At 59.7% G+C, this 17,660-nt stretch carries 15 protein-coding genes; 9 read left to right on the forward strand and 6 right to left on the reverse strand.

Going from position 1 to position 17,660, the window contains the following annotated elements; translation table 11 throughout:
• Positions 1 to 250 precede the first annotated feature (250 nt).
• Both GX444_14245 and GX444_14250 read right to left on the reverse strand, forming a co-directional pair.
• The gene (locus GX444_14245) at positions 251 to 673 is read right to left on the reverse strand and encodes a hypothetical protein (GenBank protein NLH49740.1); all 423 of its coding nucleotides are present in this window, start codon (positions 671 to 673) and stop codon (positions 251 to 253) included.
• A gap of 39 nt (positions 674 to 712) precedes the next feature.
• Positions 713 to 1,900, reverse strand: coding sequence for a redoxin domain-containing protein (locus GX444_14250; protein NLH49741.1), 1,188 nt, complete (start codon positions 1,898 to 1,900; stop codon positions 713 to 715).
• A 295-nt stretch (positions 1,901 to 2,195) separates the two neighbouring features.
• On the opposite strand from GX444_14250, the gene GX444_14255 reads away from it, so the two are divergent.
• The 9 genes from GX444_14255 (at position 2,196) to GX444_14295 (ending at position 12,707) form a co-directional block, all read left to right on the forward strand.
• Positions 2,196 to 4,823 carry a chemotaxis protein CheA gene (locus GX444_14255; GenBank protein ID NLH49742.1) on the forward strand — a complete coding sequence of 876 codons (2,628 nt, stop codon included), beginning with the start codon at positions 2,196 to 2,198 and terminating at the stop codon, positions 4,821 to 4,823.
• Between the two features lie 72 nt (positions 4,824 to 4,895).
• Positions 4,896 to 5,426, forward strand: a complete 531-nt coding sequence (locus GX444_14260) for a purine-binding chemotaxis protein CheW (protein ID NLH49743.1) — start codon at positions 4,896 to 4,898, stop codon at positions 5,424 to 5,426.
• Between the two features lie 13 nt (positions 5,427 to 5,439).
• Positions 5,440 to 8,385, forward strand: coding sequence for a HAMP domain-containing protein (locus GX444_14265; protein ID NLH49744.1), 2,946 nt, complete (start codon positions 5,440 to 5,442; stop codon positions 8,383 to 8,385).
• Between the two features lie 214 nt (positions 8,386 to 8,599).
• Positions 8,600 to 9,424 (forward strand): methyltransferase domain-containing protein, encoded by an 825-nt coding sequence (locus GX444_14270; protein ID NLH49745.1) that lies wholly within the window; start codon positions 8,600 to 8,602, stop codon positions 9,422 to 9,424.
• 8 nt (positions 9,425 to 9,432) lie between these two features.
• Positions 9,433 to 9,930, forward strand: coding sequence for a chemotaxis protein CheD (locus GX444_14275; GenBank protein NLH49746.1), 498 nt, complete (start codon positions 9,433 to 9,435; stop codon positions 9,928 to 9,930).
• Complete coding sequence (locus GX444_14280) at positions 9,930 to 10,772, forward strand: HDOD domain-containing protein (GenBank protein NLH49747.1); 843 nt, start codon at positions 9,930 to 9,932, stop codon at positions 10,770 to 10,772. The genes GX444_14275 and GX444_14280 overlap by 1 nt, the downstream gene beginning before the upstream one ends.
• Before the next feature lie 16 nt (positions 10,773 to 10,788).
• Positions 10,789 to 11,190 (forward strand): response regulator, encoded by a 402-nt coding sequence (locus GX444_14285; GenBank protein ID NLH49748.1) that lies wholly within the window; start codon positions 10,789 to 10,791, stop codon positions 11,188 to 11,190.
• Positions 11,183 to 11,632 carry a chemotaxis protein CheX gene (locus tag GX444_14290; GenBank protein ID NLH49749.1) on the forward strand — a complete coding sequence of 150 codons (450 nt, stop codon included), beginning with the start codon at positions 11,183 to 11,185 and terminating at the stop codon, positions 11,630 to 11,632. The genes GX444_14285 and GX444_14290 overlap by 8 nt, the downstream gene beginning before the upstream one ends.
• Positions 11,633 to 11,675: 43 nt before the next feature.
• A complete protein-coding gene (locus GX444_14295; GenBank protein ID NLH49750.1) occupies positions 11,676 to 12,707 on the forward strand; it encodes a chemotaxis response regulator protein-glutamate methylesterase in 1,032 nt (343 codons plus the stop codon).
• Between the two features lie 15 nt (positions 12,708 to 12,722).
• Here the strand turns inward: GX444_14295 and GX444_14300 are convergent, their stop codons facing one another.
• The 4 genes from GX444_14300 to GX444_14315 all read right to left on the reverse strand — a co-directional run bounded on the left by GX444_14300 (position 12,723) and on the right by GX444_14315 (position 17,578).
• Positions 12,723 to 13,514, reverse strand: a complete 792-nt coding sequence (locus GX444_14300; protein NLH49751.1) for a hypothetical protein — start codon at positions 13,512 to 13,514, stop codon at positions 12,723 to 12,725.
• A 178-nt stretch (positions 13,515 to 13,692) separates the two neighbouring features.
• Positions 13,693 to 15,168, reverse strand: a complete 1,476-nt coding sequence (locus GX444_14305) for a M28 family peptidase (protein NLH49752.1) — start codon at positions 15,166 to 15,168, stop codon at positions 13,693 to 13,695.
• 147 nt (positions 15,169 to 15,315) lie between these two features.
• Positions 15,316 to 16,113, reverse strand: coding sequence for a hypothetical protein (locus tag GX444_14310; GenBank protein NLH49753.1), 798 nt, complete (start codon positions 16,111 to 16,113; stop codon positions 15,316 to 15,318).
• Between the two features lie 88 nt (positions 16,114 to 16,201).
• A complete protein-coding gene (locus GX444_14315; GenBank protein ID NLH49754.1) occupies positions 16,202 to 17,578 on the reverse strand; it encodes a cytochrome c554 family protein in 1,377 nt (458 codons plus the stop codon).
• Between the last annotated feature and the right edge of the window lie 82 nt (positions 17,579 to 17,660).

Here is a 17,660-nt window from a genome sequence, read left to right on the forward strand (position 1 = left end):
TCCGGAAATGTCTGTTGATTATCTTTGCACCCAAGGTCACTACATCCTGGAGAGCAGCCTAAAATTACCGGCGATTTTTGTCAAACGAAAAACCCAGCTATTTCAAAAAATTACACGCATTTTACCGCTCAATTAGGGATTGTATTGAATTGGAATATCCGGCTTTGTACTGTACACAATTGAAGTATAAATAAAATAAAAGGCGGCCCGAAAGCCGCCATTATCGAAAATATCCGTAAATTACAATATGTTACAGTTTTGGCTCGTCGTGCTTGCCCGAGGATTTGTCGTCGGCTTTCTTGCCCATCTCTTCCGACTTTTTCTTGCTCTTCTGCGCGTTGTCGATGATCAGCTTGCACTGCTCATCCATTTTTTTCGCCTGATCGAGCATGGCCTTGCCGCGTTCAACCAGGGCATCGCCTTCCGCCGTCATCTCTTTATCGCCCCACATCTTGCCGCGAGTCGAAATCTGCATTCCCTTGGCGATCTGGGCATTGGCCAACTCCATCATGTTGGCGCACTGGGTCCGCATGGCTTCCGCCGCCTTGATCGAGTCGTCGGCGCAGTTGCCCAGCAGCTTGCAGGCGTCTTCCTTGTTCATCTCCTGCTCGGCCAAAGCGATCATCGGCATGAGCACCAGGATCGCGACGGTCAATAACATCAGTTTCTTCACGAGTGCGTCTCCTTTTTCTTTTCCGGCCCGCGCACCGGTCTATTGCGGCAATTTTTTCAGTTCGTCCAACAGCACCTGGATATCGGGCCGCGTGTTGATGTCATGGATATCGATGTACCGGATCACGCCGGTTTTATCAATCACAAAAACAGCGCGCTCACTCACGCCGTTCGTGCGCAAGATCCCATAACGAGCCGCGACCTGGCCGTGCGGCCAGAAATCCGACACCACGTCGAACCAGGGCCGCCCCATCGAGACGGTCCAGGAAAACAAGGTCGGAACGTTATCGACGGTAATGCCGATGATTTCGGTATTCAACTGGTCGAACTGCTTTTTGTATTCGTTGTATTCCGGCCATTGCGCACTGCATTGGGGCGTCCAGGCCGCCGGCACAAAGGACAGCACGACGTTTTTCCGCCCCCGGTAGGCGGACAATTTCACCGTGTTGCCGGGAATGATCGACGGCAACTCGAAGTCGGGCGCCGGGTCGCCGACCTTCACCTTCAACCGCGAATCGCGCGGCGCCATCTGCGGCACCGGAAAGATCATGTCGAGCGGCACGACAACCGGTTTGGGGCCCGCGGCCTCTGCCGGTTTGGCGACTTCCCCGACCGGGCTGGCGATTTTCTTTTCCTTCAAGGCTTCATTGATGTAGTAGCGATAGGTGTCCGCCGATTTCGCCCCTTCGATGCGGGTGTCGTTGATGAAGACCGTCGGCGTGGCTTCGAGATTCAAATCGCGCAAAGCCATCATGAAGTTGGCTTTGAGTTGCGCGCGGTGCTTGCCGCCGGCCAGATTCGCCTGCAGTTCGGCTTCGGGAATCCCCAGTTGTTTGCCCAATTGCAGGAAGTACGGCATGCCCAGGTCGTTTTGATGGCCGAACAACTGGAGGTAGGCCTCCCAGTATTTGCCGTGCTCGGCGGCGGTCAGGGCCAGTTCGGCGGCCGGTTCGGCATACGGATGGGCCGGCGCCGCCAGACTGACCACGGTCATTCTGACCAGATCGCCGTATTGCTTGACCACTTCGTGCAGCACCGGAGCCATTTTGGCGCAATGCGGGCATTGGAAATCGGAAAATTCCACCACCTGCACCGGGGCTTTCTCCGGCCCCATGGAGGGCTGGCCGGTCAGATCGGCGTCGAGCGCCCAGGCCGAACCCGAGAAAGCGAGGAGCAGAAAGCCGAATAGAAGCAACGAATATTTTTCTAATTGAGCCTGGCGATACACGGTCGTCTCCATTTGGTTTGTTGAGCGCGTTTGAATAAATGTAATAGTCATCGTGCTCGCTGTCAAAATCAGTGAGGGGGACGATCTCCGAAGCAACCGGGATCGGGGCGCGAGCCGAAAATGATCGGTGTTCATAAAAGTGCGAAAAAATAAATTCAACTTGTTCCGTCGAGTAATCGATGAATGAAAGGCAAGCTGGAAAGAGTACGCCGCATGATGTCGGCCGAACATCGGATAGACAGCAATTCCAGCACTTGGAACAGTCGCTATTGGAAAAAGCGAGGAATAATCGGAAATGCAAGTTAAAACATCCGGCTCGCTCATCGACCATCTGGGCTCCATCCTGCTCACCGCCGATCCATCCGACATCCCTACCCTGGGAGAAGCCCTGGGCGCGTTGGATCAACTGGAAGCGGATCTCTCCGGCAACCGGCCAATCCAATCGCTGCTCCAAAATTTTCGCGCCTTGTTGAATTCCATCATCCTCGGCGAATCGGCCGCTCCGGCCGAAGATCTGAACCGACTGCTGGAAATTCTCACCGCCATCCAAACCGCCGCCGGGAAAAATCCGCCGGTCGATTCGCCAAAAGCCACCGTCTCTCCATCCACTCCCCAGGAATTTGCCCTGCCGGAATGGGTTGAAGAAAAAACCTTTCTGGATTTTATGAAGAGCCAGAAATTGAACCTCGAGGAAATCGAGGGCCTGATACTTTCCCTGGAGCAGGGCGATGCCGAACCAATCGCCGAGTTCCGCCGCCGCATGCACACTTTAAAAGGCGAAGCCGGCGTCATCGGCCTGGACGACCTGGCGTCGGTCTGCCACGCGGTCGAGGATTTGTTGGCCGAAAGCCCGCTGAGCGCGGAAATCATCGATCGCCTGTTGCAAACCAAGGACTGGATCAGCAAATCGTTCGACAACTACCTCCAATTCCGCCAGCCCGAGCCGCCGGCCGCGACGATTGTCGCCAGGCTGAAAAGCACGCCCCCTGAACCGGAACCGGCTGCGATCATCCCGCCCGCAACGGCGCCGGCCGATTCTTCCGATAACTCGCCGGTTGAACTTACCTTGCCCGAGGACTCGGAAAATCTCGCCATGTTGGGTGAATTTCTCGCCGAAAGCGAGGATGGCCTCTCCCAAGCCGACCAAACCCTGCTGCGGATCGAATCGGACGGTCCCGATCCGGAAAAAATCAATCTGTTGTTCCGCATCTTCCATTCGCTCAAAGGCGTGGCGGGTTTCCTGGGTCTGCACGCGGTGGAGGGTCTGGCGCACAAAACCGAAACCATGCTCAACAAGGTTCGCCAAAGCGAAATCACCTTGGAAAACGAAGTGCTGGATCTGGTTTTTGACGCTACGGCGATGATGCGCGAACTGATGCGCCTCATCAAAGCCTGCCTGCAGGAATGCAAATCCTGCGTCCTGGGCCCCGAGGATTACTCGCTCTTGATCGGGAAACTCGAAACGGTGGCCGAAGGCAGTGCCGCCGCCCCGGCCATCCTTCCCGCCGCCGAACCCGGCTCGCGGATCGGAGAAATCCTCCGGCAGGAGCCCTTCGCGGTGGCTCCCGAAGCCATCGAAGCCGCGTTGGAGCGGCAACAGGAGACGGGCAACAAATTGGGGGAGGAATTGATCGCCGAAGGCGCCGCGACTCCCAAACAGGTCGCGCAAGCCTTGCGCACCCAGAACCAGGCCGAGGCGACCGCCAAGACCGGCAAGCTGCGCGAAACGATCAAGGTGGACATCGAGCGCGTCGAAAACCTGATGGAAATGGTCGGCGAGTTGGTCATCGTCGAATCGATGGTCGTACACGATCCGGACCTGCGCGACCTGCGATCGGAGCGCATCACCAAGCACCTCAGCCAATTAACCAAAATTACCAAGGATTTACAAACCATCACCATGAGCATGCGGATGGTGCCCGTCCGCGACGTGTTTCAGAAAATGGCGCGCCTGGTGCGGGACCTTTCCCGGAAGAACGGCAAAAACGTCGCGCTGGAATTGCGCGGCGAGGCCACTGAAATGGACCGCAGCATGGTGGAAAAGATCAGCGATCCGTTGGTCCATATGATCCGCAACGCCGTGGATCACGGCTTGGAATCCGTGGTCGAGCGCCAGGCCGCCGGCAAGGATCCACAAGGCCGCGTGGTGCTGGCGGCCTACCACGAAGGCGGCAATATCGTCATCGAAATCGGCGATGACGGCCGCGGCCTGAACAAGGAGGCTATCCTGCAAAAAGCGCTCAAGCAGGGATTGGTGCGGGCCGGCGACAATCTCGCCGATCACGATATCTACAATTTGATTTTCCTGCCGGGATTTTCCACCGCGCAGCAGGTGACGGCCATCTCGGGACGCGGTGTCGGCATGGACGTGGTCAAACGCAACCTCGAGGCCATGCGCGGACGCATCAACATCGTTTCCACTCCCGGCCGCGGCACGACGTTCAAAATGATCCTGCCGCTGACCCTGGCGATCATCGACGGCATGCTGATCACCTGCGGCCCGGAGGAATACATCATCCCCACCCTTTCCATCATCGAATCGATTCAACCGTCCCGCGACATGCTCTCGACCCTTTACGGGCGGATGGAATTCATCAATCTGCGCGACTCGATCATGCCGCTGGTGCGGGTCAGCGACCTGTTCCACATCGGCGCGGCGAAAAAAGACCCGACCGAGGCGTTGATCGTGATCGTCGAAAGCATGGATCGCCGCCTCGGCCTGATGATCGACGACGTACTCACCCAGCAACAGGTGGTGATCAAGAACCTGGCCTCCTCGATGGGCGACAGCAAATATTTTTCCGGCGCCGCGATCCTCTCGGACGGCCGCGTCGGATTGATTTTAAATATCGACGAAATCGGCAGAATGGCCGCCGAGAAGCGGCGGGGCGCCTCGCGGGAATACCAAACAACTTGGAATTGAATTCCGCGGGCGTCGGAACCAGTTGCAACCACGATAGGAGGGGGAGCGATGACGCAAGCAGTAACGGCTGCCATGGCCGCCGAATCGGAAACGATCCGCGCCGCCACCGCCCTGGGCAGTTCGCTCGCCGGCAAGTACATGACCTTCAAGCTTGGCGGCGAGGAGTACGGCCTCGAGATCCTCGAGGTGCGGGAAATCATCGGGCTGATGACCATCACCCGGGTTCCCAAAACCACCGCGTACATCCGCGGCATCATCAACCTGCGCGGCAAGGTGATTCCGGTGTTGGACCTGCGGTTGAAGTTCGGCATGGAAAAGGCCGAGGCCACCGACCAGACCGTCATCATCGTCGTGCAGCACGTCGTCGGCGAACAGAACATCACCATGGGCTTTCTGGTCGACGAAGTGCTCGAGGTGCTGGACGTCAAGTCCGAGCAGATCGAACCGCCGCCGGATTTCGGCGACGCTTCGATCAACACCGACTTCATTCTGGGCGTCGGCAAGGCCGACAAACGGGTCATTTTTCTCCTCGACATCGGCCAGGTTCTTTCGGTCGAGGAAACGCATGAAGTGGCGGAAATAAACGCGGGTACGCCGCAATAAATCGGAGGGAACCATGTTTCGGAATATGAAAATCGCCAAACGACTGATGCTGGCTTTCGCGATGATCGTCGTGTTGCTGACGATCATCAGCGTTCTTTCAATTACTCGCTTGAGTGAGGTCAACAAATGCACGGTGATCATCACCGAGGATCGCTACCCGAAAACCACCTGGGCGAACGACGTCATCAAGGGCATCAACGAAGCGGCCCGCGCGCTGCGCAACGCCTTGTTGACCGGCGACCCCAAGGTGATGGAAGAGGAACTGGAACGGCTGGACGCGATCGGTAAAAAAGTGACCGCCGCGATGGATAATCTGGAAAAAACGCTGAAGTCGGCCGATGGCAAAAAACTGTTGGAGGAAATCGCCGCAAGCCGGGAAAAATACTACCAAGCGCGTAAAACCTATCTCCAACACCTGAAAGCCGGAGAAAAGGAAGCCGCGACGACGGTGATTTTCGGCGAGTTGCGCACGGCTCAGAATAAATACATCGAGTCCGCCGAAAAATTGATCAAATTTCAATCCGACGCCATGGACGAATCCGCCAAGGACGCGGCCGCGATTTACGCCTCGGCGCGAACGATTGTGATCGCCTTGAGCGTGATCGCGATCCTGGCCGCCATGGGTCTGGGCTTCTGGTTGTCCGCCAGCATCACCAAGCCGCTCTCGCAATGCGTCGACGCCGCCGGCCGCGTGGCGCAAGGCGACCTGAATTTCTCGCTGGAGACCGACCGGGCCGACGAGACCGGCCAACTCATGCAAAGCATGCAGGAGATGATCGAGCGGATCAAAACGATGGTGGACGAGGTGGACATGCTTTCCGCCGCCGCGGTCCAGGGCAAACTGGCGGTCCGCGCCGACGCCAATAAGCAGGAGGGCGATTTCCGTAAGATCGTCCAGGGCGTCAACGACACGCTCGACGCCGTCATCGGCCCGCTCAACGTCGCCGCGAAGTACGTCGACCGGATTTCCAAGGGCGACATCCCCGCGAAGATCACCGACAGCTACAACGGCGACTTCAACGAAATCAAAAACAACCTCAACCAGTGCATCGAGGCCGTCAACCTGCTGGTCATCGATGCCAATGCCCTCAGCGACGCCGCGATCGAGGGGCGCTTGGATACGCGGGCCGAGGCCGGCAAACACCAAGGCGACTTCCGTAAAATCGTCCAGGGCGTCAACGAAACGTTGGATTCCCTGGTCGGTCACATCGACAACATCCCGTCGCCGGTCATGATCGTCGACCGGGATTTCACCGTGCGATACATGAACAAAGCCGGCGCCGGGGCCGGCGGAATGACCAAACAGCAAGTCGTGGGTACGAAATGCTACGACTTCTTCAAGACCTCCGACTGCCGGACGGCGAAATGCGCTTGCAGCCGCGCGATGTCCGAAAAACGAAACGCCAGCAGCGAAACCGACGCGCATCCCGGCTCACTCAACCTGGATATCGCCTATGTCGGCGCGCCCATCGCCGATCGGCACGGCAATATCGTCGGCGCGCTCGAAATCGTCACCGACCAAACCGCGATCAAACAAGCGGCGCGACTGGCGGCGAAAACCGCCGACTACCAAGCCCAGGAAGTCAAAAAGCTGACCGAGGGACTGAATAAAATGGCGGCGGGCAACCTGGACTTCCACCTGGACGCGGCGGCCGGCGACAGCGATACCGAGGCCGTAAAGCGCAATTTCACGGTCATCTGCGAGGCCGTCAACACGAGCGTGAAGGCCGTGAAGTCGCTGGCCAAGGACGCGCAGGAGCTGGCTCAAGCCGCGATTGAGGGCAAACTGGCTACGCGCGCCGACGCCGACAAGCACCAGGGCGATTTCCGCAAGATCGTCCAGGGCGTCAACGACACCCTCGACGCCGTCATTCAACCGATCAACGAGGCCGCCCAGGCTCTGGAACGGCTGGCGGAACGCGACCTCACCGCGCGCGTCCACGGCAACTACAACGGCGATCTCGCCAAAATCAAGAATTCGGTCAACACCATGGCCGAGGCGCTGCACGAGTCGATTTCGCAAGTGTCGCTGGCCGTGGAACAGATTTCCTCGGCGGCCGGCCAGATCGCCAAGTCGAGCCAGTCCGTCGCGCAAGGCGCTTCCGAACAGGCCAGTTCGGTCGAGGAGACCTCCAGCAGCCTGGAAGAACTGACCAGCATGACGCAGCAAAACACCGACAACACCAAACAGGCCAAGGGCATGGCGGCCGAGGCCAACGGCGCGGCGCAGACCGGCGGCCAGGCAATGAACAAGATGCTCGACGCCATGGGCAAGATCCGCAGTTCTTCCGAAAACACCATGGCCATCATCAAGGACATCAACGATATCGCCTTCCAGACCAACCTGCTGGCGCTCAACGCCGCGGTGGAAGCGGCACGGGCCGGCGAGGCCGGGCGCGGTTTCGCGGTCGTGGCCGAGGAAGTGCGCAACCTGGCGCAGCGGTCCAAGGAAGCGGCGAAGAAGACCGAGGATCTGATCAAGGAATCGGCGAAACTGGCGGCGGGCGGCGAGGTCATCTCGACCGACGTCAACAGTCACCTCAGCCGGATCATGGAAGCGGCCGGCAAGGTCGCCAGCATCATCGAGGAAATCGCCGCGGCCAGCCAGGAGCAGACGGCCGGGTTGGACCAGGTCAACAAGGCGATCTCGCAGATCGACACGGTGACGCAACAAAACGCCGCCAACTCCGAGGAATCGTCCAGCGCCGCCGAGGAACTGTCCGGCCAGGCGCAGGAACTGGCCGCCCTCGTCGGCACGTTCAAAATCAGCGCCACCAGCGAAGCCAAGCGCCCGCTGAAAGCGGCTCCGGTCCTCAAGGCCGCGCCGGCGCCCGCGGCAATGGCCGCCGGCAAGAAAAGGACCAACGGCAACGGGCATGCGTCCAAGGACAACCGTATCGCCTTGCGACCGGAGGATCTGATTCCGCTGGATAATGATCCCGACCTGCGCGAGTTTTGATTCCGCCATGCCAAAGCGGAGGGCGATCGCCGGTCGCCCTCCGCGGTGAAGGAAAATGAAGGAGACGGGAATCGGAATCGACGTGCTCCCGGCGCTTGATCGGCGGTAAAGGAAGCCTCATCGGAAGTAGAACCTTTCCGCCGGATTGATCGGGTCGAATGAACCGCGGCCGGGTTGGAGTCGCCGGCCGGAAGAAAAAAAAGGGGCCGCTCGGATGGAAGCGCGTTTGTTTCGGAAGTTCACCGATCTGGCGTATCAGCATGCCGGCATCGCACTGTCGGATGAAAAGGAAGCCCTGGTGTCCGCCCGGGTCGCCAAGCGCATTCGCGCGCTGGGATTGGAAACCGAGCAACAATATATCCGGCACCTGGAAGAGGAAAGCTCCGGTGAGGAATTGATCCTGTTCCTCGACGCGATCTCGACCAATTTCACCAGTTTTTTCCGCGAAGCCGACCACTTTCAATACCTGGACGAACTGCTGCGCCAATGGCTTGCCGAAGGCCGGCGCCGGCTGCGCCTGTGGTGCGCCGCGGCCGCGACCGGCGAGGAGCCCTACAGCATCGCAATGGTATTGCGCGAAGCGCTCGGCGATTCACCGGCCGATGCGCGCCTGCTGGCCACCGACATTTCAACCCATGCCCTGAGCAAGGCGGTCGCGGGCGTGTACGAATCCGAACGGCTGAAACCGCTGACGAAACAGCAATCGCAGACCTATTTCGCCTACGAGCGGCAGGACGAACGCGGCACCACCTGGTATCGCGTTTCGCCGGCGTTGCGGGAACTGTTGGTCTTCAAACGGCTGAACCTCAACCAACCGCCTTTTCCGCTGAACGGCCCGCTGGACGTCGTTTTCTGCCGCAACGTAATGATTTATTTCGACCGACGCGTCCGCCAGCGACTGATCGCGGAAATCGAGCGCCTGCTCAAACCGGGCGGCGTTCTGTTCATCGGGCACACCGAAACATTGTCCGGATTGAAGCATCGTTTCGAACTCGTGCGGCCTTCCGTATTGCGCAAACCCAAGGGAGCGACAGCGTGACGATTGCCATGGAAACGAGTCCCGCGACGAAACTGCTGACGATCGAAATCGCCGACCTGCAGGTCTCCGACGACCCGGACGCCGTCCTGGTCACCTACGCCCTGGGATCCTGCATCGCCGTCATGGTTTACGATCCGGCCAAGCACATCGGCGGCATGATCCATTACATGCTGCCGTTGTCGAAAACCAATCCCGCCAAGGCCGCGGAAAAGCCGGCGATGTTCGCCGATACCGGCATTCCGTTGCTGTTCGAGCGGATGTACGCACTCGGCGTCCAGAAGAAAGACCTGATCGTCAAAGTGGCCGGCGGCGGCAAACTCTACGACGACAACGGCATGTTCGACATCGGCCATCGGAACTACACCATCCTGCGCAAGCTGTTTTGGAAAAACAACGTGCTGATCACCGCGGAGGATGTCGGCGGCGCCAAATCGCGCACAGCCCGGCTCTACCTGGCCGACGGCAAGGTGACCATCGCCAGCCAGGGCGAAGAGGTGGATCTATGATGCCGATTCTCCAAATGCTGTCGCGCCTGCAAAGCCTCCCCACCCTGCCCGGCGCGGTGAGTCAATTAAGTCGCCTGCTCGCCGACGAAGACAGCGACGCCGCCGATTTCGAGGCCGTGATCAAGCCCGACCCCGCGTTGACCGCCAATCTGTTGCGCCTGAGCAATTCGGCCTATTTCGGCCGGCGGACGGAAATCGCTTCCGTCCGGCAGGCCATCGCCGTGCTGGGCTTGCGGCGCGTCTTCGAATTGGCCGCCGGCGTCGGTTTCGCGCGGGCGGTGCCGGCGTATCTGCCCGGGTATCGCCTCCGTGCGGCGGATTTCTGGCGCCACAGCGCGGCCGTCGCGGTGCTCGCCGAGCGCCTGGCGCGCCGGATCGGGCTGCACAAGCTGGATTTCGTGTTCACCGCCGGTCTGTTGCACGACATCGGCAAGCTGGTGATCGGCGCGTTTTTAGAGGAAGGCTTCGCCGAAATCCGGCCGTTGCTGGACGAAGAATCGCGCACCTTCCTCGACGCCGAGCGAACGATTTTGCAAACCGACCATACGGTGGTCGGCGAATTGCTGGCTCGCCACTGGCAACTGCCGGAAACGATCGTTCAAACGGTGCGCTGGCATCACGAACCCGAACGCGGCGACGCGCCGATCCGTCAGCTCAACGATCTGGTGCACATGGCCAACGGGTTGGCGCATTCCCTCGGTTACGGCTGCGACACCGGCGAATTGTCGCGCCGCGAGGATCCGCAAGCCGGGCTGCGTTTGGGATTGCAAGTCCGGACGTTGGAAGCGGTGGCCGCCGAATCGGCCGGGGCGATCGAGGAAATGTGCGGCTCGTTCCGCTAAGGTAAGGAGAACCGGAATGGCGTTTAACATCCTGGTGGTCGATGATTCCGAAATCATCCGCACGGTGATCCGCAAGGCGATTGCGATTTCCGGGCTCGCGGTCAACGAATTTCACGAAGCCGCCAACGGCCGCGAAGCCCTGGAGATGCTGCAGGAAAAGTGGATCGACATCGTGCTCACCGACATCAACATGCCGATCATGGACGGCGTGGAAATGATTCGGCGCATGGCCGCGGATCGCCTGCTGCAAAAACTGCCGGTGGTCATCGTTTCGACGGAGCGCAGCCAGACGCGCATCGCCGAATTGCTGGCGCTCGGGGTTCGCGCCTATTTGAAAAAACCGTTTCGACCCGAGGATTTTCACGCGGTCATCACGGAACTGTTGGCCGGGCCGCGGGAGGAGGTCGCCCATGGCTGAGCATCCCGCCGTCGACGTCGGCCTGGTCGCCCAACGGATTCTCGAGGAAGCGGCGTTCATTTTCGCCGAGCCCGCCGAGGACGACGCGCCGCTGGAATCTCCGACGATCAACGCCCAACTGGATTTTCGCGGGCCGAGCAACGGTCGGCTGCTGCTTCGCGCCTCGCCCGAATTCGCCGTCCTGCTGGCGGCCAACCTGCTGGGCGTCGAGCCGGACGAGCCCGACGCGCTGACCAGACGGCAAGGCGCCGTAGGCGAGATCCTCAACATGATCGCCGGCGCACTAATGGAAACCCTCTTCGGCGACGAGGTCACCGTTCACCTCGGCATTCCCGAGATCGACGCCGGCCTCCGTCCGTCGGCGACGCCCGCCGCGAATCGGACCGTGCTGCTGACCGAGGAAGAATTCCCGGTGGAGATCAGTCTTTATTGGACTGCCTGAATCCGCCGTTCCGGGCGCGAGAGTCGGAGAAAGGACGGCGCGCATGATCCGGGTGCTGATTGTCGACGATTCGGCGATCGTTCGCCAGATTTTCACGCGCGAACTCGCCAAGGACGCCGAGATCGAGGTGATCGGCGCGGCCCCCGATCCTTATGTGGCGCGCGACATGATCGTCCAATTGCGGCCCGACCTGCTGACGCTCGACATCGAGATGCCGCGCATGGACGGCCTGACCTTTCTCCAAAAGTTGATGCGCTATTATCCGCTGCCGACCATCGTCGTTTCCTCGCTCACCGAAAAAGGCGGCGAACTAGCGCTCGAAGCCCTGCGCTCCGGCGCGCTGGACGTGATGTGCAAGCCCGGCGCCGCCTACACCGTCGGCGACATGACCACCGACCTGATCGGCAAGATCAAGGAAGCCGCCGGCGTCGATATTCGTAAGAAACTGGCGGCGCTCGACAACCTGGGCCGCCACGGCAAGGTGCCCGGCAGCCTCGCGCGCACGACGAACAAAATTCTCGCCATCGGCGCCTCCACCGGCGGCACCGTGGCGCTGGAGCGGATTCTGCTTGCGTTCCGCGCCAACTGCCCCGGCACCATCGTCACCCAACACATGCCCGAAATGTTCACCAAGGCCTTCGCCGACCGGCTGAACCAGCTCTGCGAACCGCACATCAAGGAAGCGGAAAACGGCGATTCGGTGGCGCCCGGCGTCGTGCTCATCGCGCCCGGCAACAAGCATCTGGTGCTGCGGCGTTCCGGCGCCCGCTACTTCGTCGAGGTCAAGGACGGGCCGTTGGTCAACCGCCACCGCCCATCCGTGGACGTGATGTTCCGTTCCGTGGCGCAGACCGCCGGCCGCAACGCGATCGGAGTCATCCTGACGGGGATGGGCGCGGACGGCGCCAAGGGTTTGTTGGAAATGAAGCAGGCCGGCGCGACGACCGTGGCGCAGGACGAAGCGACGAGCGTCGTTTTCGGCATGCCCCGGGTCGCCATCGAACTGAACGCCGTCGACATCGTCTTGCCGCTGGAAGCGATCGCCGGAAGGATTTACTCGCTGGCCGCCGGCTGAACGCGCCGAACGACCCTAGGCGGAAGAGCAACCCGAATCGTGATCGTCATCGCCGCCGCCGTCGTTTGAATCGTCCGGACCGGCAGCGTCGTCGTCAGTCATTGAATCATCACCGGCTCCGCCGTCGTCGTCATCGGCGGGTGCGGAATCGTCGTTGTCATTGTCGTCGTTGTCGTCATTATCGTCGTTATCATCATTGTCATCATTGTCATCATTGTCGTCGTTATCATCGTTGTCGTCATCATCGTCGTCGATCGGCTCGACGCACTCATGATTCAGACAGACGGTCCCGGCGGAACAGATTTCGCACCACTCGCCACCGGTGCCGCAGGCATTGTTTTCGGTTCCCAAACGGCACTCGTTACCGGGAAAACAGCAACCGTCCGGGCAGGTCTCCGGATTGCAAACCGGCCAGCAATAATTGCCCTCGCAAAAATAGGTCGGGCCGAGATCGGAACAATCCAGACAGGTGGCACCGCCAAATCCGCATTCGTCATCCAAATTTCCCGGCCGGCATTCCGCGGCGTCGTATCCTCCGCAGCAGCCGGGGCAATGATTATCGCAAATGCAGCGATTGAAGTGGCATCCGCTGCCGATCGTCGTGCAATCGTAACAGGTCAAACCGCCGATGTTGCAGAACTCATCCTCGAGGCCGGAATGACAATTGCCCTCCTCGTCGCAACAGCCGCCGTAGCAATAGTCCAGACAATCCTCGCGCGTATGGTTTTCGGTGAGAGCGGTCAGGGTCAAGGCGGCGCCGCAGGCGAAGATCAAGGTCGTTAAAATCTTTAAATACCGGTTGCTCATCTTTTCTCCGGCACTTAAGGTTTTAAGAGATACCATCGATGTAATATTTATATGCAAAAAGCGAGCCATTTAATTTCGTGAAAAGATGGCCACTTTTTCGCCCAAATGAATGGAAACGACGGCATCAGCCGCGGATTTTCAACCACCGCCGCGCAAAAACAAGCAGCGAAAGTAAAAACTACCGCAGCCGCTCGCGAATGATCTCCAACACCAATGCTTCGGTGAAGTCGATGGAGAACATCAGTTTTTCCCAGTCGAGGTTCTGCGGCGTGTCGTTGACGGTATGGTAATGCAGCGGCGAACCGACTTGCGGATCGACGCAGACCAGGCTGGCGGCGTCGAAACCGCGCCGCATGAACGCGTAAGAGTCTGTGCCGCCGACCGGGATCTCGAAAGCCTGGACCTCGTGGAAACGGCTTTCGATCCGGGCGGTGCGTTCGAGCACGGCGCGCAGCCAGGGCGCGATCGGCTCGCTCACCACCTCGCCCTCGGAAGCAGTGAATCGCAGCTCGCCGTTGGTCAGACCGTCCAGGCCGATCACGACCGTCTTGTTCTTGTCCCACTGCCCGTCCTTGGCCTTGGCCAGCGCGTCGGCGCCGCCCAGGCTGGCTTCTTCGCAGCCGGTCACCGCGAAAACCAGTTCCACGTTTTCGGGTTTCCGGGAAGCCAGGCGGCCGGCCAGGATCGGCAGGGCCACGGTGCCGGAGAGGTTGTCATTGGCGCCGGGGACGACCTGGTTGCGCAGCACGACCTCCACGTTGAGCAGGAACGCGATCAAGCCCGGCACGGAGATCGCCGCCTCGATGGGCAACAGCGGCCAGGTCAGCGGGCCGAGGAAAACGCGCAGCAGATCGAAGCCGGCCAGCGCGAACTGCGCCTTGGTGGCCACTTCCATCGAGCGCTTCAGGAATTGCAGCCGGGGCGGCAGATCGCCGGAAAACCACTCGACGATTTTCGGATTGAACAACAACCCGGTAAACGCCGCGTCGGCGTGGCCCATCAGCACGATGCGCAACGCGGGCTCGCCCTTGGCCGGAATCGTCGCCAGCAGGTTCTGACTCTTTTTCCAGGGAAACAATCGCCGCAGGTAGTAGCCCTTGCGGGTGGAATCGTGCAGGTAGGACGTGCCCACGCCGGCGTGCAGCGCCAGACCGACCAGCGGCAACAACGCCGAAACCATCGTGCCCAGGGTGCCCAAACCGAAGTGCAACGCCATGTTGGCGTAGAGGTTCTCGTTGAATTTGAAGCTCTCTTCGGTGGTCGCCAGGCCCAGGCGCTCGAATTCCGCCTGCATGATCTGGTGCGCGCGGCGCTCATCCTCGCTGGTCGGCCGCCGCTCGGGACATTCGGCGACGATGCGTTCGATCAGCTTCTGCACATAGATCTGCTCGTTGGCGCGGTTGATCGGCGATTCCGCCGTCCGCTCGACTTTCACCGTCGGCGGTTCGGCAATGACGACAGGCCGCGGCGGCTTCGCGGCCGCGGGTTTGCTTTGGACGACCGACGACTTGGCCGCCGGGCTCTTCACCGCCTTGGGCGGCGTCTTTTTCGTCTTGGCGGGAGTCTGCACCTTTTTCGCCGGCGTTTTTTTCGCCGGCCGCGCGACTTTCACCGGTTTCCGCACAGCCTTTGCCGCATTTTTCTTTGGCGCCATGAGCAACGTTTCCTTCGGTTGAGAAAGTGAATGCCAAGTCTTTCGTTAATAGGCCAGATACCGTACTTTGCCAAGTCAGTCGCGAAAGGAAAAACCTTCCCCGGCGGAGGGCGCATCTTTCAATCGATGGCTGTAGCGTCAAGCCAATCAGAGAGCCCGCACGATCTGCAGGGCCATATCACCGTAATAACGGACATCGGTATCCGTCACCATTTCATCGGTGTCGGTGCGGCCATAATAGCTATAGACCAGATTGATATTGAACTTTTCATCGACCGACGGATGAGAATATTGCGGGTAGCCGCCGATCAGGCTGCCGTCGAGCGAGCCCGAAAAATCCATTCCGAAAACTCGCCGCCAACCGTAATAAGGTTCCGGTGGGCCATGATCGCGATACTCGCAAGCAAAATCGAACACCAAGAGAATGCTGTTCTCCCCGAATTGATCGCCGATGTTTCCCGAGGGTGTCGCCTCATCCCAATACAACAGCGTCTCGCGGTCCTCGTTCAACACCCATAAATTCGCCCTTGAGTATTCGTAAATATCGCCCCGCATATAGATCAAAACGGATTGACCGTCCGCGAACGGTCGCCGGACGACGTCCGACAACCAATGCATGGTCAGGCGCCAATCGTCGATTTCAAGATCGATCGAATTTCCGGAAACCCGCGCCTTGCCGGCAACAAAAGCACCCGACCCGAATTGTTTGAGGTATTCGCGTTGGGCCGCCTCGATATCATCCACGAATTCAAACCAGTTACCCGCCGGTGAAAACGGCTCACAAGCCTCGATGTTATCCGGCAAATCTTGTTCTCCGTTTCCCGTATCGTCACCGCTGTCGTCATTGTCGTTATCGTCGTCGTTTTGTTTATCAGAACAACAATAAAAGGTCGTGAGCAGCAGCAGTAGCAGAACCGTTCCCCCGAATTGACCGGTGAGTTTCATCGGCATTACTCCCATGTGAATAGTAGCCCTTCAACATGGATAGACTATCACCAAAATGGTTGGGAGATAAATAATGAACCCCTGCTGTCTATCGAATGCTTACTTTCACCACCTGTCGCGCCATCTCGACGGTCGGAACAACCGGCGCCGCCGGCCCCAGCAAATCCAGGACAGCCTTGGGCAGGCCGCGATAAAGCAAGCGCGTTTCAACGGTCAGTTCGCCCCGCAGTTGCGGCGGCAGCAGGAAACGATAGGTTTCCAGACGGTATCCCTTGGGCGGAATGCGGTAATCGAAGAGAACGCGATCGGCCCGCGCGATATTCAAGGTCGGGTTTCCTTCCGGATCGGCCAAATGCATGTTGTAGAGCACCGTATCGGCCGGCAACGCGCCGGCGGCATCGGCCACGCCGGACGAATACAACAATCTGCCGCGCCCATCGAGCACTTTGACTTCCAGCCACATCTCGCGCAATTCCGTGACGCCGGTAGGCAGGTAATGTCCCGCGCCGTCGTTTTTCACCTTGACCCGCAGGACGGCCAGGCCGCCGGATTTCCAACTTCCCTCACCTTTGACTTCGAGCGAAGCGCAATTTTGCAGCCGCTCGCGGGCCATCGTCTCACGTGCGCCCGCATCGCCGAATATTTTGGGCAGGAAAATATTGGCGCCGACCACGTTATGCCGCCAAACATGCGGCCGCCGGGGCGATCCCTCGGCGGCGCTGCCCGGACGATCGGGGCGCGCCGTGGTTCCCGTCGCCGGAAGTCCTGGCGCCTGCCGCAGATGACAATCCTGGCAATGCACGGTCGTCGCCGGGTCGCCGGTGTAATAAGGCCCGTGGAGCCATTCCGAATAGGTGCTTTCGAGCGGCGTCTCGTTGACGACGTGTTTTACCTCGTGGCAAGTGCCGCAAAATTCGGACCTCGTGTGCAGGCCGGAATAAGCGATCTGGTGAAAGTCGTTTTCACCTTCGGAGCGCGGTCCGCGCTTCGTGCCGGGTTCGCCGAGATCGCGGCCGGGCATCATCGCAAAGCTCGTATTCTTTCGTTCCAGCGAGCCGGATACGGAATGGCAAAAGTCGCAGAAGATGCCGTTGGTCGGGCCCGGCGTCACCGTCGCGAATGGCTGGCCCGGATTGGTTATCTGGCCGGCGCCGAAAGCGGCCGGGGCATGGCACTTGATGCAGGCCTCGCACTCGTGCCGCTCGCCGTCGTTTTTCGCGTCGTCCCAGAACATTTTGGTAATGGCCTGAAACACCGGGTCTTGGAGCGCAAGCGCATGCACGGAGCCGCGCCATTCGTCATGCAGGGTGACGTGGCACTCGCCGCAAGCCGACGGCGCGTTGAACTGCTCCGGGCGAAATACCCCGGCCTTGAGCGGCGTCCCCTCGATTTCCTCGGCCACAGCCAAGGACAACACGAACACCGGTGCCAACAACAACCAGACAAGAAGAGAGAAGCGGTGCATCGTAGCTCCTTTTTTTTCTGATGGTTGAAGTGCCGTGAATGAATTATAGCGCAGTCATTCCCCGATAAATAGCAGGAAGAAT

Source organism: Myxococcales bacterium (assembly GCA_012517325.1).
Classification (GTDB): Bacteria; Lernaellota; Lernaellaia; order Lernaellales; family Lernaellaceae; genus JAAYVF01.

What these genes read in the sequence shown, in the direction of transcription:
- GX444_14255 (NLH49742.1), top strand. Translation starts at nt 2,196, where the DNA reads ATGCAAGTTAAAACATCCGGCTCGCTCATCGACCATCTGGGCTCCATC.
- GX444_14260 (NLH49743.1), top strand. Translation starts at nt 4,896, where the DNA reads ATGGCCGCCGAATCGGAAACGATCCGCGCCGCCACCGCCCTGGGCAGT.
- GX444_14265 (NLH49744.1), top strand. Translation starts at nt 5,440, where the DNA reads ATGTTTCGGAATATGAAAATCGCCAAACGACTGATGCTGGCTTTCGCG.
- GX444_14270 (NLH49745.1), top strand. Translation starts at nt 8,600, where the DNA reads ATGGAAGCGCGTTTGTTTCGGAAGTTCACCGATCTGGCGTATCAGCAT.
- GX444_14275 (NLH49746.1), top strand. Translation starts at nt 9,433, where the DNA reads ATGGAAACGAGTCCCGCGACGAAACTGCTGACGATCGAAATCGCCGAC.
- GX444_14280 (NLH49747.1), top strand. Translation starts at nt 9,930, where the DNA reads ATGCCGATTCTCCAAATGCTGTCGCGCCTGCAAAGCCTCCCCACCCTG.
- GX444_14285 (NLH49748.1), top strand. Translation starts at nt 10,789, where the DNA reads ATGGCGTTTAACATCCTGGTGGTCGATGATTCCGAAATCATCCGCACG.
- GX444_14290 (NLH49749.1), top strand. Translation starts at nt 11,183, where the DNA reads ATGGCTGAGCATCCCGCCGTCGACGTCGGCCTGGTCGCCCAACGGATT.
- GX444_14295 (NLH49750.1), top strand. Translation starts at nt 11,676, where the DNA reads ATGATCCGGGTGCTGATTGTCGACGATTCGGCGATCGTTCGCCAGATT.
- GX444_14300 (NLH49751.1), bottom strand. Translation starts at nt 13,514, where the DNA reads ATGAGCAACCGGTATTTAAAGATTTTAACGACCTTGATCTTCGCCTGC.
- GX444_14305 (NLH49752.1), bottom strand. Translation starts at nt 15,168, where the DNA reads ATGGCGCCAAAGAAAAATGCGGCAAAGGCTGTGCGGAAACCGGTGAAA.
- GX444_14310 (NLH49753.1), bottom strand. Translation starts at nt 16,113, where the DNA reads ATGAAACTCACCGGTCAATTCGGGGGAACGGTTCTGCTACTGCTGCTG.
- GX444_14315 (NLH49754.1), bottom strand. Translation starts at nt 17,578, where the DNA reads ATGCACCGCTTCTCTCTTCTTGTCTGGTTGTTGTTGGCACCGGTGTTC.